Consider the following 17604-nt stretch of genomic DNA (forward strand, 5'->3'; position numbering starts at 1 on the left):
AGTTCACTTCCGGTCGGGTGCGGACGTCACCAGGTGTGCCATCCGCGTGGGCGTGGGGTCGTCGAGCAGGTCCTCCAGCGGCAGATCCACACCGAACATGCGGTTGGCGCGGGAGACCAGACGGGTGGCCAGCAGCGAGTCGCCGCCGAGTTCGAACAGGTCGGCGGCCGCAGCGACGGTGTCGTCGCCGAGCAGTTCCCGCCACAGGTCCAGGACCTGCGACAGCACGTCGCCGGTGCCGGCGGGTTCGGGTGCGGTGGGGACCGGATCGGCGGCGGGCGCCGGGCCCGGCCGCCCGGTGTGTACGGCGCCGGGCGGGTCGATCCAGTGCCGGCGCCGCTGGAACGGGTAGCCGGGAAGACCGGCCGCGACGCGCCGGCCGGCGTCCGGTGTCAGCGCCGCCCAGTCGAGGCCGGCGTCGGCCGCCCACACCGTGCCCGCGCCGCGCAACAGCGCCACCTCGGCGGGGGTGGTGGTGTCACCGGCCGCCGGCATCGAGGTGGCCGTCACCACGCCGGTACCGGACATCCGGGCCAGCCGGCCGAGGGTGTGGCCCGGACCCGATTCGACGAGCACCGGCTGCCCGGCGGCCAGCAGGGCGGCCACTCCGTCGGCGAAGCGCACCGCGGAACGTGCCTGCCGCGCCCAGTACGCCGGATCGACCGCCTCGGCGGGGGTGATCCACGAACCGGTCAGACCGGACAGGAACGGGACGGCCGGTTCGCGCCGCGGCACCGCCGCGACCAGGGCGGTGAACGGCTCGACCATCGGATCGAGCAGCGCGGAGTGGAAGGCGTGCGAGGTGACCAGGCGGCGCCCGCCGGTCTCGGCGGCCAGCTCGTCGATCGCCGCGGCCGGCCCGGCCAGCACACACCGGCCGGGGGCGTTGACCGCCGCCAGGGACAGGCCGTGCCGGAGGGCCAGGGAGCGGGCGGTGTCCTCGTCGGCCTCGACGGCCAGCATGGCGCCGCCCGGCATCCCCGCCATGAGCTGGCCCCGGGCGGCGACCAGGGCGAGCGCGTCCGGCAGGTCGAAGACGCCGGCCAGGCACGCGGCGACCCATTCGCCGACCGAGTGGCCGAGCATCGCGGCGGGGCGTACCCCGACCGACTCCCACCAGCGGGCCAGGGCGTACTCGACGGCGAACAGGGCCGGCTGGGCGAGGTCGGTGCGGGTCAGCGGATCGGTGCCGTCCCGGCGCGGGCCGAGCAGCAGGTCACGCAGCTCGGCGCCGAGGGCGGGATCGAGCAGTTTCAGGCATTCGTCGAGGGTTTCGGCGAAGACCGGGCGGGTGGCGTAGAGGCCCGCGGCCATGCCGGAGTACTGCGTTCCCTGGCCGGGGAAGAGCAGCGCGACCGTGGCCGGCCCGGTTGTCACAGCAGCGCCGGCGCGCGCCAGCTCACCGGCGGCGGCCGCGCCGTCGTCGGCGACCACGAAACTGCGGTGCTCGAAGTGCCGGCGGCGACGCTGCAGCGTGTAGGCGACGTCATCCAGGGCGCTGACGCCGGCCAGCTCGGCGGCCAGCCCGGTGCGGGCCGCGGCCAGCGCCTCCGGGCTGCGGGCGGTGACCGGCAGCAGCACCGGCCGGCCGCCGGGCGCGGTCGTGGCGGACGGCGGCGGCTGCTCCACGATGACGTGCGCGTTCGTGCCGCCGACGCCGAAGGAGCTGACCCCGGCACGCCGCGGCCCGTCCCCGGTGAACGGCCGCGCCTCGGTGATCACCGAGAACGGGCTGCCCGGGTCGGTGTGCGGGTTGCGGCGCCGGAAGTGCAGGCTCGCCGGGATCAGGTCCTCACGGACCGCGAGGATCGCCTTGAGCAGGCCCACCACACCCGAGGCCGCGTTGAGGTGGCCGAGGTTGGACTTCACCGACCCGATCGGGATCGAGCCGGGCGCCGCCCCGGTGAACACCCGGTCCAGGGCGCTCAACTCGATCGGGTCACCGACCGCGGTGCCGGTGCCGTGCGCCTCGACGTAGCCGACCGTGGTGGGGCTGATGCCCGCCGTCCGGTAGGCCTCGGCCAGCACGGCACGCTGCCCGTCGGCGCTGGGCGCGGCGAACCCGACCTTGCCGGCGCCGTCGTTGTTGACCGCCGACGCCAGCAGCACCGCGTGGATCCGGTCGCCGTCGTCCAGCGCGTCGGACAGCCGTTTGAGCACGACCACCCCGACGCCGCTGGTGAAGACGGTGCCGGCCGCGTCGGCGTCGAACGGCCGGCACACCCCGTCCGGGGACTGGATGCCACCGGTCTCGTAGACGTAGCCCCAGTCCTGGGGCAGGCGTACCGACGAGCCGCCGGCCAGGGCGGCGTCGCACTGGTAGTCGAGCAGCGACTGGGCGGCTTGGGCGACCGCGACCAGCGAGGTGGAGCAGGCGGTCTGCACGGTCACCGCGGGCCCGTTCAGGCCCAGGCGGTACGCGACCCGGCTGGTCAGGTAGTCCTTGTCGTTGCCGTGCAGCAGTTCGGCCGGGTACTCGCGCAGCGCGTCGGCGCCGGAGATGCCGGGCAGCAGGTGCAGCGGCAGGTAGCCGTTGAAACCACAGCCACCCCACACTCCGATCCGGCCGCCGAAGTGGTCCGGGTCGATGCCGGCGTGTTCCAGGGCGATCCAGCTCTGCTCCAGGAACAGCCGCTGCTGCGGGTCGAGGTAGGCCGCCTCCCGGCCGGTCATGCCGAAGAAATCCGCGTCGAAGTCCTCGACGGCGTCGATCCGGCCGAACGCCGCGACGTAACCGGGCGGGTCGCCGGGGCCGGCCGGCTGCCGCTCGATGGCGTCGGCGCCGCGGACCAGGTTGGCCCACAGCGTGTCGACGTCGCCGGCTCCGGGGACCCGGCAGGCCATGCCGACCACCGCGATCCGTTCGTCGTCCCAGTCCTGCTCAGGCATTTCGGTGCTCCTGTCGCAGACGGCGGCGACGGTCGGCCCGCCGGCGCGCCCGGTCCTCGTCGGCGTTGTCGTCGTCGTGGCCGGTGCCGCCGGTGTCGGAGCCGTCCGGGGTGGCGAGCACCTGGGCCAGTGCGGCCACGGTGGGGTGGCGGAACAGTTCGACGACCGGCAGGTCCCTGCCGAATTCGGTGTGCAGCGCGGCCCGCATCGCGACCATCAGCAGCGAGTGGCCGCCGAGGTCGAAGAAGTTGTCGGTACGGGCGATGGTGTCCGGGGCGACGCCGAGGAGCCGGGCCCAGAGCCCGGTCAGTGCGGCCTCCGGCCCGGTGACCGGGGTACCCGGGCCCGCCCCGGCGGAGGGGATGGCCAGCAGGCGCCCGGTGTCGACCTTGCCGTTGGGGGTCAGCGGGATCTCCGGGACCACCGCGATCCGCGCGGGCATCTGGTGGCCGGCGAGCGCCGCGGCGGCGTGTGCCCGCAGGTCGGCCGGCGCGATCGGGGCGGTGGTGGTGACGAAGCCGAGCAGAGTGGTCTCGCCCGTGCCGTCGGTGGACGCCACGACGGCGGCCTGCCCGACCAGCGGATGGGTGCGCAGGCAGGACTCGATCTCGGCCGGTTCGACCCGGTACCCGCGGATCTTGACCTGCCGGTCGGCACGCCCGGCGAAGCGGATTTCGCCGTCGGTGCCGAGCCGGCCCAGGTCCCCGGTCCGGTACGAGCGCCCGTCCGGGCCGGTGGTGAACCGGTCCGCGGTCCCGGCCGGATCGCCGAGGTAGCCGTCGGCCAGGTGCGGCCCGTGCACCACGATCTCGCCCAGCTCGTTGACGCCGGCCGGGCTGCCGTCCGGACGTTCGACGACCAGGCGCATCGGGCCGACCCCGCGGCCCAGCGGCACCGCCTGCCCGGGCTGCGTCGCGGTGACCACGTGGTATGCCGGGGCCTGCGGTGTCTCCGTGGCGCCGTAGAAGTTGACGACGGTGGCCGCGGGCGCCAGCCGGCGCATGATCGCCACCTCGTCGCCGGTGAGCCGGTCGCCGCCGAAGAACGCGTACCGCAGGTCGGGCAGGCAGCCGGCCGGCGCCCCGGCGAGCATCCGTGCCGTCGGCGGGGTCAGGTGCAGCACGGTGATCCGCTCGGCGGCCAGCCAGGTGGCGTACGCCGCCGGGTCGGTGAGCTGTCGCGGTGCGGGGATGTGCAGGCCGGCGCCGAGCGACAGCGGCACGAAGACGTCACGCAGCAACGGGTCGTGGCCGAGTCCGGAGGTGAGCGCGAACCGGTCGTCCGGGCCGACCGCGAAGGTCTCGCCGTACCAGGCGGCGAAGTGCGCGAGCGGGCCGTGCGGTGCGGCCACCGCCTTGGGTTCGCCGGTGGAGCCGGACGTGAACGCCACGTGGGCGAGGGTGTCCGGGGTGACGGTGACCGCGGGGGCGTCGGCGCCGGGCACCCGCGGCAGGTGGGCGGCGTCCAGGTCGGCGACCGCGCCGAGCAGGCGTTCGCGGTCGACGATCCGCCGGTCCGGCAGGGCCGGGTCGAGGACGGCGAACGCACCCCCGGCGCGCAGCACCGCGAGCAGGGCCGTCACCAGGCCGGGATGGCGGGCGCCGCGTACGGCCACCGCCGTCCCCGGCCGGACCTCCCCGGCGGCCAGCCACGCCGCGAGCCCGGCGCTGTCCCGGGCCAGCTGCCCGTAGGTCACCGTGCCACCGGCCCACACCAGGGCCGGCCGCTGCGGTGTGCTGGCGGCGACGCGCAGGAACGGCTCGGGCACCGTGCCGTGAGCCGTCGCGGGCGCCGCCGCCGGGACCGGCCGGGCGCCGATGGTGAGCTGGTCGATCGGGGTCCGCGGCGCCCGGGCGGCCTGCCGCAGGACCTCGTGGACCTGCTCCAGCAGCTCCCGGGCGGTGCCGGGCGTGAACAGGGTCGCGTCGTAGACCAGGTCGAGGGTCAGCCCCCGGTCGTGCGGTTTGGCGTACAGGGTGAGGTCGTAGCGCGGCGCCACGTCCTCGGCCTCGGCGAGTTCCAGTCGTAGCCCGGGCACCGTGGCGTCGAACGGCTCCAGGTTGATCATGTTGAACAGGACCTGGAAGATCGGCGTGCGGTCCAGGTCCCGGGCCGGGGCCAGCCGCTCCACGATCCGCTCGAACGGCACGTCCTGGTGTTCGTCGGCGCCGAGCGCGGCCTGCCGGACCCGGCCGAGCAGGTCGGTGAAGGCGGGGTTGCCGGCGGCGTCGGTGCGTACCACGACGGTGTTGACGAACAGGCCGATGCTGTCCTCGATGTCGCTGCGCGAGCGCCCGGCGACCGGCATGCCCACGACCACGTCCGGCTGGCCGGCCCACCGCGACAGCACCACCTGGTAGGCGGCGAGCAGCACCATCGACAGCGTGGCGTGCGCCGGCCGGGCCAGCTGTTCCAGCGCGGTGACCAACTCGGGGCCGAGCTCCCGGCCGGCCCGGCCGGCGCGGCGCTCACCGGACCGGCCGCGGGGGTGGTCGGTGGGCAGGTCCAGGGTGGGCGGCGCCCCGGCGAGCCGGGACTCCCAGTACGCGATCCCGGCGGCTCCCGGCTCGGCGTCCTGACGGGCCCGCTGCCAGGCGGCGAAGTCCGCGTACTGGACGGCCGGCGCCGGCGTGGACCCGGCCGCCCGGTACTCGGCGAGCAGCTCGCGAACCAGCACCCGCATCGACCAGCCGTCGGCCGCGATGTGATGCACGGCCAGCAGTGCCACGTACCGGTCGGCGGCGGTCCGCAGCAGGTGGGCCCGGGCCGGGCCGCGGGTCAGGTCGAACGGCTCGGTGTCGAACACGGTCCGGATCCGGTCGAGTTCGCTGTCCCGCTCGGAGTCCGGCAGCGTGGTCAGGTCGGTCAGCGGCAGCGGCTCGGGATCACCGTCGGTGACGATCTGCCGCGGTGCGCCGTCCACCAGCACGTACCGGGTGCGCAGGATCTCGTGCCGGCCGACCACGGTGGCCAGCGCGGCCCGCAGGCGGGTGACGTCGAGGTCGCCGGTGAACCGCAGCTCGCCGGAGAGCCGGTAGGCCTGGTCACCGGGGCGCAGCTGCTCCATGAACCACAGCCGCTGCTGGGCGAAGGACAGCGCCATGCCGGCCGGGTCGCGGGGCAGCCGCGGGATGCCGTCGCCGGCTCCCGCGCCGGCCCGCCGCCGCACCAGATCGGCCAGGCCGCGTACGGTCGGCGCGTCGAAGATCTCGTGCAGGTGCAGGTCGGCGTGGCAGCGCTCGCGGATCCGCGCGACCAGGCGGGTGGCCAGCAGCGAGTGGCCGCCCAGATCGAAGAAGTCGTCGTCGGGCCCGACCGCCGGTACGCCCAGCACCTCCTGCCAGATCTCGGCGATCTGCCGCTCCTGCTCGGAGCCCAGCGGTGTGGCCGTCGTGTCCGCCGCCCCGCCGACCTCCGGGTCGGGCAGCAGATCGCGGTCGGCCTTGCCGTTGGGGTTGAGCGGGAAGGCGTCCAGCACGGTCACGAACGACGGGACCATGTTCGGCATCAGCCGCTCGGCGAGCCAGTCGCGCAGGCCGGCCGGGGTGACCGGGCCGTCGTAGCCGCGGTCCGGCACGACGTAACCGAGCAGCCGCAGCTCCCCGCTCGGCGCGGGGCGGGCCAGGACGACGGCCTCGTGCACGCCCGGATGGTCGGTGAGCGCGGCCTGGACCTCGCCCGGCTCGGTGCGTACCCCGCGGATCTTGACCTGGTGGTCGTTGCGGCCCAGGTAGTGCAGCCGCCCGTCGACGCCGTAGCGGACCCGGTCGCCGGTCTTGTAGAGGCGGGCGCCGGGTCTGTCCGAGTACGGGTGCGGCACGAACCGGTCGGCGGTCAGGTCGGGCCGGCCCTGGTAGCCGCGGGTGACGCCGGTGCCGCCGACGTAGAGCTCGCCGACCACGCCGATCGGGACCGGCTCCAGGTACTCGTCGAGGACGTAGAGCTCGGTGCCGGCGACCGGCCGGCCGACCGCCGGGGTGCGCCCGTCGGGCACGCAGTGCTCCACTGTGCAGAACACGGTGATCTCGGTGGGGCCGTAGGCGTTGACGATGCGCCGGCCCGGCGCCCAGGTGCGGACGATCTCGGCCGAGATCGCCTCGCCGACCGAGGTCAGCTCGGTGACGGTGGGCAGCTCGGCGGGGTCGAGGGTGGCCAGCACCGAGGGGGTGGCGCACAGGCCGGTGATGGCGTGCCGGCGGATCGTGTCGACCAGCGGCGGCCCGGGGCGCAGCTGGGCGCGCGGCAGCACGTACAGGGTGGCGCCGGTGGTGAGCGCCATGACGTATTCCCAGGTGCTGACGTCGAAGCTGATCGAGGAGTTCTGCAGGATCCGGCGTTCCGGGTCGGGGTCGAAGCCCTGCCGGTGGGCGAGGTCCAGGTCCACCACACCGCGGTGTTCCACCATGACGCCCTTGGGCCGGCCGGTGGAGCCGGAGGTGTAGATGACGTAGGCGAGGTTGGCGCCGGTGGGCTCGGGGACGTCCGGCAGTGTGGCGGGCACCTCGTGCGGCTCCTCGAGCAACAGCACCGGCACATCGCCGACCGGCAGCCGGGCGGCCAGGTCGGCGGTGGTGAGCAGCAACGCGACGGCCGAGTCGGCCATCATGTACTCCAGCCGTCTCGGCGGGTAGCCGGGGTCCATCGGGACGTAGGCGCCGCCGGCCATCATCGTGCCGAGCATGCCGACGAGCAGGTCGGCCCGGCCGTCGACGCTGAGGCCGACCTTGACCTCGGGTCCCACTCCGTGGCCCCGCAGCACTGCGGCGAGCCGGCGCGACTCGTCGATCAGCTCCCGGTAGGTCAGGCTCCGGTCGCCGCCGACCACCGCGATCCGATCCGGGTCACGGCGCGCCTGGGCCTCGATCAGATGGTGGACGCAGTCGCCGGGCCCGGCGATGCCGTCGTCCGGCCGGTTCCAGCCGCGCAGCACGAGGTCGCGTTCGGCGCCGGGCAGCAGCGGCAGCAGGCCGGTGTCGTCGGCCGGGCGGGCCGCGCAGGCGCGGGCCAGGACCTGGAGATGACCGGCCATCCGCTCGGCGGTGCCGGCGTCGAACAGGTCGACGGCGTAGCGCAGCGAGCAGTACGAGACGCCGTCGACTTCTTCGACGAACAACGCCAGGTCGTGCTCACTGCCGTGGGCCGGCACCTCGTAGGGGCGCAGCACGATGTCACCGACCGGGATGCGCAGGTCGGTGAAGCCGGTGCCGAGCAGTGACAGGCCACGCCCGGCGTCGGCGACCACGGTCTCGTAGTGGAACGCGACGTCGAACAGGACGGTGGCGCCGTCGGCACGCGACTCCGCGGTCTGCTGCAGGACCAGCGGGAACGGGTAGTCCTGGTGGCTCATGGCGCCGAGCACGGACTCGCGGACCCGGCTCAGCAGGTCACCGAACGTGTCGCCGGGCCGCACGCCGGTCCGGATGGCGCTCATGTTGGCGAAGTAGCCGACCACGTCACGGAAGGCCGCCTGGTCACGGTTGGCGGTGGCGGTGCCGATCCACACGTCGCGCTGGCCGCTGTACCGCGACATCAGCAGGCTGAAGACGGCGAGCAGCGACATGTACGGGGTGCAGCCGTACCGGCGGGCGGTCTCGCGCAGGGCGGAGGTCAGTTCCCGGTCGAGGGTGAACGAGCAGGCGGCGGCACGGTGGGACGGGCGCGCCGGGCGGGGCCGGTCGGTGGGCAGGTTCAGGCGGGTGACCTCGCCGCCGAGCCGGTCGGCCCAGTACGCGGCCGCGGCCACCGCCTCCGGTCCGTCCAGCCACTGCTGCTGGCGGCGCACGTAGTCGAGGTAGCCGGCGGCGGGTGGCCGCTGCTCGGTGGCGCCCGCGTAGAACCGGCCGAGGTCCTCGGCCAGCAGCCCGAACGACCACAGATCGGTGGCGATGTGGTGGGAGGCCAGCAGGAGCAGGTGGGTGCCGTCGTCGAGGCGGCCGATCCGGGCGCGCAGCATCGGGTCGGCGGCCATGTCGAACGGCTTCTCGGTGAACTCCAGGACCGCGGCGTCGATCCCGGCCGGGTCGAGGCCGGTGAGGTCGGCGACGGTGAAGTCGGCGGCCATCGTGGCGTGCACCCGCTGCCGCAGCTCGCCGTCGGCCAGGGCGAGGGTGGTGCGCAGCGCCGGGTGGCGGTCCAGGACCCGCTGGAACGCGGTCCGCATGGCGTCGATGTCCAGCGGTCCCTCGATGCGGGCGGCGCCGGCGAGGTGGTAGGCGGGACTGCCCGGATGCAGCTGGTCGAAGAGCCACAGGGCCCGCTGTCCGGCGGAGACGGGCTGTCCGGCGTCGGCCCGGGCGGCCCGGGCGCGCAGCATCTCGCGCAGAAGTTCGCGCCGGTCCGCGGCGACGGTGTCGACGGTGTCGACGGTCACGAGAGGTCTCCCGAGGTCTCGGCGAGGCGTTCGAGCAGGGCGTCGACGTCGTCCCCGGAGAGGTCGTCCATCGTGGCCAGAAGACGTTCGACGGCGCGCGGGTCGTCGAGATCGGGCAGACCCGGGCCGGGCTCGGCGGAGCCGGTCTCACCGACACGGCGGCTGAGATCCGCGGCGAGGTCGTCGATGTTGTCGCCGCGCAGCAGTTGCACCACCTTGATCTCGGTGTGCAGGTCCGCCTCGAGCCGGCGTTGCAGTTCCAGGCCCATGATCGAGTCGACGCCGAGGTGGTTGAGCGACCGGGTGGTGTCGACCCGGCCGGCCGGAATTCGCAGAACCCGCGCGACCGCGGTCCGTACCAGCTCGGTGACGGCCACGATCCGGTCGGCGGCGTCCATGGCGGCGAGCGCCGCCAGGGCGGAGGGGTCGCCGGCCGCACCGGTGGCGGTGTTCTCCTGCCGGGCGAGTTCGGCGAGCACGTCGGCGGTGACCGGCTGCAGCACCAGACGGCCGGCCTCGGCCAGGACCCGGCCGTCCTCGGCGAGCACCATGGCGGGGCGGGCCGGCAGGCCGTCGTCGCGGGTCTCCGGACGGCCCAGGTGCAGCCAGCGGGCCGGGATCCGCTCGGTGTCGCGGGGAGCGTACAGGGCGGCGCACTCGAACGGCAGGAACACCTGGTGCGGGCCGGCGGCGGCGAGGACCGCGCCGTGCAGCATCAGGTCCACCAGCGAGCGGGCGGTGCCGGCGGGCGCCGGGCGCAGGTCGATCAGCAGCTCACCGTGCGGGCCGTCGGCGATCCGGGCGGCCGGCCGCGAGCGCGAGGTCAGACCCAGGGCGACCAGATGGCCGTACGCCGTGTCGGCCGACCGGTCCGGCCCGCAGCGTGCCCGCAGCGCCGCGACGTCCATCCGGTCACAGCCGTCGGTCGCGTCGTCGAGCCGGGCGGTGGCCTGTGTCGTCCAGGTGCCGGCCGAGCCGAGCCGTACGTCGACGGTCTTCTCACCGGTCGGGACGGCCACGTAGCTCTCGTCGGGCGCGGTCAGCCGGGCGCCGACCTCCAGCCGCACGGTGATCCGGCGGGAGTCGCCGGCCGGCACGAGCGCACCGAGCGCGGTGTGCGCGGCCAGCGCGAACGACGCCAGCGGCGTGCCCTGCCAGGCCAGCCGGCCGGGTTCGGCCCGGCGCGCCGGCGCCGCCCGCCACAGTCGCAGCCCGGACGTGGGCCCGGCCGGGGCGGGGCGGGCCGCGGCCGGCGGGTCCAGTGTCACGGCCCGTCGGCCGGGCACCGCCAGGGCGGAGAAGTCGAGTGCGTGGCCCGCCTCGTAGAGACGGGCCGCGGTGGTCAGCAGGTCGGCCCGTTCGTCGCCGTCGCGACGCAGCGTCGGCACGACGAGCGAGGCGGCGGCCGGCCCGGCGGAGCGGGCCAGGCAGTCGATCAGGGAGGGGGTGAGCGTGGGGTGCGGGCCGACCTCGACGAAGGTGCGGTAACCGCGGGCCGCGAGCTCGTCGACGGCCTGCCGGAACATCACCGGCCGGGCCACGTTCAGGGCCCAGTAGGCGGCGTCCAGCTCGGTCGCCGATACCTCGGTGCCGGTGACGGTGGAGACGAACAGCGCACCGATCGCCCGCGGGTGCAGGAAGTCCGCCTGCCGGCCCAGCTCGGCGGCGGTGGCGTCCATCCGGCTGCTGTGGAAGGCGATGTCGCCGGGCAGCATCCGGGCGAAGTGTTCCTCGGCGGACAGTTGCCGTACCAGCTCGGTGACGGTCTGCTCGCCGCCGGCGACGAGGGTCGAGGCGGGGCCGTTCCAGCCGGCGATCTCGGCGTCGCCACCGGCCGCGACGATCCGGTCGGCGGCCTCGTCGGCGGGGACACCGAGCAGCGCGGTACGCCCGGTTCCGTCGGCCGAGCGCATCAGCGCTCCGCGCAGGCCGGCCAGGCGCAGGGCGTCAGCGAGCGGCAGCGCTCCGGCGGCGGCCGCGGCGGCGATCTCACCGAGGCTGTGCCCCACGTACGCGCCGGCGTTCAGCCCCCAGTGGGCCAGCTGCCGGGCGACCGCGACCTGCAGGGCGACCAGGACCGGCTGCAGCACGGCGGGGTCGTTGATCCGGCCGTCCGGCGACAGGGCGGCCAGCACCTCCAGCAGGGACCAGCCGCTGATGGCGCGCAGCAGGTCGTCGCATTCGTCGAGGAGGTCGCGGGCCACCGGCTCGGAGGCGTACAGGCCCCGGCCCATTCCGGGCCATTGGTTGCCCTGCCCGGAGAAGACCAGCGCGACCGGTCCCGGTGTGCCGCTGTCGGCGGTGCTCTCGGAGGCCAGGCCGGCGAGCCATTCCCGGGCCTGCGGCACATCGGTGACCACCTGGGCCCGGCGCCGGCGGCCGTGTGGCCGCAGCGCTCCCGCGGTGTAGGCGAGGTCACCGAGGTCGGCGCCGCCCCGGTCGAGCAGCGCCCGGTAGTAGTCGGCCAGTTCCACCAGCGACCGTGGGTCGTCGCCGGAGACCGGCAGCAGCACAGCGGTGCCGTTGCCGGATCGTTCGCTGATTCCCCCGCGCACGTGTCATTCCTTCCGTGGGCAGCAGCCGGACCGGGACGCCGTGGGCACGGCGGCCCGCGGCCCGGTGCTGTCGAGGTGTTTCACCGGCGCTCGGCCGGCATCGCGGCCGCCGAGCGGCGGCCGCCGTCACGCGTCGCGCCGGCCCGGTGGCCGGCGGACTGCTGTCAGGCGACGGCGCCCGTGGCGGCCGCCGCGTCCTCGGCGAGCTGGGCGTCGATCTGACGGCGGATCTCGGCGAGGGTCTGCTCCGGGTCCCACTCGCCCTTGGCCTCGATGGCCTTGCCGTCCTGGAAGCGGCACCAGCTGGTGTAACTCACCTTGAACCGCTTGCCGGTCGGCGCGAAGCCCATCATCGGGCCGACGTGCACCCCGGCCATCGTCCACGCCAGGTGGACGGTGTCGTCCTCCCAGCGCACGACGGTCGCGGTGTACACCGGCTGCAGCTTCTCCCGCAGCTCGGTGATGCCGGCCCGGATGCCCTCGAGGTCGTCACCGGTGGCGTCGAGCTTCAGCGCCGACTCGTCGGTGTGCGTGATGAAGTCCGGGTGGATGAACTCACCCAGGCGGTCGATGTTCCCCTTGTTGAGCACTTCCTCGACGTAGACCGCGAGCACTTTCTCGCAGACGGAACGGTCTTCCCCCATGATTCCACCTCATCTAATTGAGAACGGTCGATTAACTGTTCACCCCGATTCAGGGGCGGCGCGATCGGCTGCCGGTTAGGTACCAAACCGGGCATGACCGCCTCATTGCGGCAGGTCCTGCACGTACTTCGCAGAACGAACACGATACTTGCGGTTTCAATTGTTTTTGCCGCCGGAATGCGGCGGCACCGCGAAGGAATTTGACATGGTTGGTCTAGCACGACGCACCGCCCTCATCAATGTGATGAGCATCACATTGACCGGGCATACGGGCTAGCTGTCCTACGCCGTAGAGTCGGCGATCGACAAGTGCGGCGAAAGGTTCGGGGACCTTTACGCGGCGGCAGATGGACTGCAGCACTGCCACCAAACGGTGAATTCAGCCTTTCTGTTCCGGACCCGGCCTTCCATCGGCCATGGCGAAACCTTTGGCAAATGGTTTCGGGGACAGGAGCCAGTGCGATGAATGGTGACCACGATTCCGCGGTGGCGGTAGTCGGCCTTGCCTGCCGACTCCCCCAGGCACCGGACGTGCCGGCGCTGTGGGCCCTGCTCGAGGGCGGTGCCAGTGGCATTTCCGACTGGCCGGCCGACCGGTGGGCGCCCGCCGCACCGATCGATCCGGACCGTCTTCCGCCCACCCGCCGCGGCGGGTTCATCGCCGATCCGGCCGCCTTCGACGCGGCCTTCTTCGGCATCTCCCCACGCGAAGCCGACATGCTCGACCCCCAGCAGCGACTCGCTCTCGAGCTGGGCTGGGAGGCCCTGGAAAACGCCGGCGTCCGGCCCGCCACCCTGGCCGGCAGCCGCACCGGGGTCTACCTGGGCACGATGGCCGGCGACTACGCGACAGTGGTGCACGACCAGGGGCCGGACGCCGTCACACCCCACACCGTGGCCGGTCTGACCAGGGGGATCATCGCCAACCGGCTGTCCTACACGCTCGGCCTGCGGGGCCCCAGCCTGACCGTCGACTCGGCCCAGTCGTCGTCTCTGGTCGCCGTGCACCTGGCCGTCGAGGGCCTGGCGCGCGGCGAGTGCGATCTCGCCCTGACCGGTGGGGTCAACCTGCTGCTCGCGCCAGAGAGCACCCTGGCCGCCGCCCGGTTCGGCGGCCTCTCACCGGACGGCGAGTGCTACACCTTCGACGCCCGCGCCAACGGGTACGTGCGCGGCGAGGGCGGCGTCATGATGATGCTCAAGCCGCTGGAACGCGCGCTCTCCGACGGCGACCGGATCTACTCGGTAATTTGGGGTAGCGCGGTCAACAATGACGGCTCGACCGACGGCCTCACCATCCCTGACCAGACAGCTCAAGAGGATGTCATCCGCGCGGCGTGGAAGCGCGCCGAAATCGACCCGGGTCAGGTTGGTTACGTCGAGACGCACGGCACGGGAACAAAAGTTGGTGATCCGATTGAAGCTGCCGCTCTGGGCGCCACATACGGCCGCCATCGCCCGCCCGCCGAGCCCCTTCTGATCGGCTCGATAAAGACGAATATTGGACACCTCGAGGGTGCCGCGGGCATCGCCGGGCTATTGAAAGCGGTTCTGAGTGTGCAACACTCAACGCTGCCGGCCCAGCTGAACTTCGCGCACCCAAATCCGTCGATTCCGTTTAGCGAATATAACGTTTTGGTTAACACGGAGAGGTTTCTCTGGCCACCGGAACGGGGACCACTGATTGCCGGTGTCAGTTCCTTCGGCATGGGCGGCACCAACTGCCATGTAATCATTTCCGGCCTGCCCGCCCAGATGGCGGGATCGAACTCATCGGTAACTTCGTCCGCCGGTCCGTTCCCGTTGCCGATTTCCGGGCGGGGCACGGACGCCCTCCGCGCACAGTCCGGGCAGCTCAGCCGCCTTTGGGCCGACCGTCCCGGCATCGACCGCCGGGACGTCGCCCACGCGCTGGCCACCACGCGCACCGCGTTCGAGGACCGCGCCGTCGTCCTCGGTGACGGCGACCCTCGTGCCGCGTTGACCGCGCTCGCTGAGGGCCGCCGGTCCGCCGATGTCGTGACCGGCCGCGTGCTGACCGGAAACGGGCCACGCGTGGCGTTCCTCTTCACCGGGCAGGGCAGCCAGCAGCACCGGATGGGCGCGGATCTGCACGCCCGTTTCCCGGTGTTCGCCGCCGCGCTGGACGAGGCGTGTGCCGGGTTCGACGCCGAATTCGGGGTCGCGCTGCGCGACATCATGTTCGCCGCCGACGACTCCCGGCTGCACGAGACCTTGTTCACCCAGGCCGCGCTCTTCTCCTTCGAGGTGGCCATGGCCCGGCTGCTGGAGTCGTGGGGCGTACGGCCCGGAATCCTGGCCGGCCACTCGATCGGCGAGATCGCCGCGGCGCACGTCGCCGGAGTCTTCTCCCTGCCCGACGCCGTCCGGCTGGTCGCGGCCCGGGGCCGGCTCATGCAGGCACTACCCACCGGCGGCGCCATGGTCGCGGTCGAGGCGTCCGCCGAGGACGTGCAGCCCTACCTGGCCGGACACGAGTCCGCGGTGAGCCTCGCCGCGGTCAACGGCCCCACCTCGGTCGTCCTCTCCGGCAGCCGGGACGCCGTCGACGAGGTGGTCCGGCTGCTCGACGGGCAGGGTCGGCGCACCCACCGGCTCCGGGTCAGCCACGCCTTCCACTCGGCGCTGATGGATCCGATGCTCGACGCGTTCCGCGAGGTGGCCGAGAGCATCTCCTATGCCGCGCCGGAGCGCACCCTGATCTCGAACCTGACCGGTACGGTGGCCGACCCCGGCGAGATCCGCCGGCCCGGTTACTGGGTCCGGCACGTCCGGGAGACGGTGCGGTTCAGCGACGGTGTCGCCGCGATCGCCGCCGGCGGTGTGACCGACATGGTGGAGATCGGACCGGACGCCGCCCTGACCGCGATGGCCGCGGCCGTCCTGACCGACACCGGCATCGTCGTCGCCGCGGCCCGCCGCCGCGACCAGGACGAGATCCGCACCGTCGTGGCGGCGGCCGCCGGCCTCCACGTCCGGGGCACAGAGCTCGACTGGACCGCTCTCCTCGGCGGTCCCGGCCGCCGGATCGACCTTCCCACCTACGCCTTCCAGCGCAAACGCCACTGGGTACGGCCCGGGAGCGGAACCCGGCGCCCGGCACCCACCACCGGCGTACCGGCAGCCGACACCGGCCCGGCCGAATCGCCGGCCACCCGGCCGGGCACCCTCGGCCGGCCGGAACTGGCCCGGATCATCCGGGCGGCGGCCGCGCAGATCCTCGGCCACGACGATCCGGCTACTGTGGACCTGGACCGGAGCTTCAAGGATCTCGGCTTCGAGTCGCTGTCCGGTGTCGAACTGCGCAACCTCCTCGTCGCCGACACCGGTGCCTCCCTCCCGGCCGGCCTCATCTACGACTACCCGACCCCGCAGCTGCTCCTGGACCACCTCACCGGCGCCGCCGCCACCCGCGCACGCACACCTGTGGCCGGCATGCCCGACGAGCCGATCGCGATCGTCGGCATGGCCTGCCGGCTACCCGGCGGCGTGTCCACCCCCGAACAGCTGTGGCAGATGCTCGCCGACGGCCGCGACGCCATCGGCGACTTCCCCACCAACCGCGGCTGGGACCTCGACACCCTCTACCACCCCGACCCCGAACACTTCGGCACCAGCTACACCCGCCACGGCGGCTTCCTGCACGACGCCGACCAGTTCGACCCCAACTTCTTCGGCATGAGCCCCCGCGAAGCCCTCGCCACCGACCCCCAGCAACGCCTCCTCCTGGAAACCAGCTGGGAAACCCTCGAACGCGCCGGCATCGACGCCACCGCCCTGCGCGGGTCCTCGACCGGGGTGTTCGTCGGGGCGACCGCCGCCGACTACGGCCCGAGACTGGCCAACGCCGGGCCGGGCGTGGAGGGGTATCTGTTGACCGGGACGAGTGTCAGTGTGGCGTCGGGCCGGGTGGCGTACACCCTCGGTCTGGAGGGCCCGGCCGTCACCCTGGACACCGCCTGCTCGTCGTCGCTGGTCGCGATCCACCTCGCCGCCCAGTCGCTGCGCAGCGGAGAATGCGATCTCGCCCTGGCGGGCGGGGCGATGGTGATGGCCACCCCCGGCATGTTCCTGGAGTTCTCGCGGCAGCGGGGTCTGTCCGTCGACGGCCGGTGCAAGGCGTTCGCCGACGACGCCGACGGCACCGGCTGGGCCGAAGGCGCCGGCATGCTGCTGCTGGAGAAGCTGTCCGACGCCCAAGCCAACGGCCACCCGATCCTCGCCGTCATCCGCGGCACCGCGATCAACCAGGACGGCGCCTCCAACGGACTCACCGCACCCAACGGCCCCGCCCAACAACGCGTCATCCAGCAGGCGCTGGCCAACGCGGGTCTGTCACCCGACGACATCGACGCCGTCGAGGCCCACGGCACCGGCACCCGACTCGGCGACCCCATCGAAGCCCAAGCACTGACGGATGCGTACGGCACGGGCCGCCAGCGGCCGCTGTGGCTCGGCTCCCTCAAGTCGAACATCGGGCACACCCAAGCCGCCGCCGGAGTCGCCGGAGTCATCAAGATGACCCTCGCCCTGCAAAACCAGCAACTACCCCAAACCCTGCACGTCGACACGCCAACCAGCCACATCGACTGGAACGACAACGCTCTCGCGCTCCTGACCGAGCCCCAGCCCTGGCCGACCGGGTCCGTCAAACGCCGGGCGGGCATCTCGTCCTTCGGCATCAGCGGCACCAACGCCCACCTCATCCTCGAAGAAGCACCCACCACACAACCGATCGACACCACCCCGGACTCCCAGGCCCTCACCCGCGGTGCCGTGCGACAGCGCCAAGTGCTGGCCTTCAGCGCCAAAACCGAGACAGCACTACACGCCTACGCCCACAACCTCGCCAACTACCTACACCACAACAACGAAACCGGACTCGCCGGACAACTCGCCACCCGCACCACCTTCACCCACCGCGCCATCACCACCCCCACCGACCTACGCCACAACCAATACACCACCGGCACCACACGCGGAAAACTCGCCATCCTCTTCACCGGCCAAGGCGCCCAACACCCCAACATGCACCACATCACCCACCCCACCTTCACCCACCACCTCAACCAGATCCTCACCCACTTCAACCCCGAACTACGCACCGCCATGACCACCAACGACA

The 17604-nt window shown here is 73.2% G+C and carries 5 protein-coding genes; 1 reads left to right on the forward strand and 4 read right to left on the reverse strand.

Annotated elements, in window-relative coordinates; genetic code table 11:
• Positions 1-3: 3 nt before the first annotated feature.
• From ACFOX0_RS16125 to ACFOX0_RS16140, 4 genes are all read right to left on the reverse strand, one after another.
• Positions 4-2889 (reverse strand): type I polyketide synthase, encoded by a 2886-nt coding sequence (locus ACFOX0_RS16125; RefSeq protein ID WP_377546335.1) that lies wholly within the window; start codon positions 2887-2889, stop codon positions 4-6.
• Positions 2882-9259 carry an amino acid adenylation domain-containing protein gene (locus ACFOX0_RS16130; protein WP_377546337.1) on the reverse strand — a complete coding sequence of 2126 codons (6378 nt, stop codon included), beginning with the start codon at positions 9257-9259 and terminating at the stop codon, positions 2882-2884. Before ACFOX0_RS16130 ends, ACFOX0_RS16125 begins: the two co-directional genes overlap by 8 nt.
• Positions 9256-11814 (reverse strand): acyltransferase domain-containing protein, encoded by a 2559-nt coding sequence (locus ACFOX0_RS16135; RefSeq protein ID WP_377546340.1) that lies wholly within the window; start codon positions 11812-11814, stop codon positions 9256-9258. Before ACFOX0_RS16135 ends, ACFOX0_RS16130 begins: the two co-directional genes overlap by 4 nt.
• A 164-nt stretch (positions 11815-11978) precedes the next feature.
• Complete coding sequence (locus tag ACFOX0_RS16140; RefSeq protein ID WP_377546342.1) at positions 11979-12458, reverse strand: ester cyclase; 480 nt, start codon at positions 12456-12458, stop codon at positions 11979-11981.
• A 486-nt stretch (positions 12459-12944) separates the two neighbouring features.
• On the opposite strand from ACFOX0_RS16140, the gene ACFOX0_RS16145 reads away from it, so the two are divergent.
• A partial coding sequence (locus ACFOX0_RS16145) for a beta-ketoacyl synthase N-terminal-like domain-containing protein (protein WP_377546344.1) occupies positions 12945-17604 on the forward strand: 4660 nt, incomplete at its 3' end.

The sequence above is a fragment of the Micromonospora zhanjiangensis genome (assembly GCF_042650605.1).
GTDB classification, from domain to species: Bacteria; Actinomycetota; Actinomycetes; order Mycobacteriales; family Micromonosporaceae; genus Micromonospora_J; species Micromonospora_J zhanjiangensis.

What these genes read in the sequence shown, in the direction of transcription:
- ACFOX0_RS16125 (WP_377546335.1), bottom strand. Translation starts at nt 2,889, where the DNA reads ATGCCTGAGCAGGACTGGGACGACGAACGGATCGCGGTGGTCGGCATG.
- ACFOX0_RS16140 (WP_377546342.1), bottom strand. Translation starts at nt 12,458, where the DNA reads ATGGGGGAAGACCGTTCCGTCTGCGAGAAAGTGCTCGCGGTCTACGTC.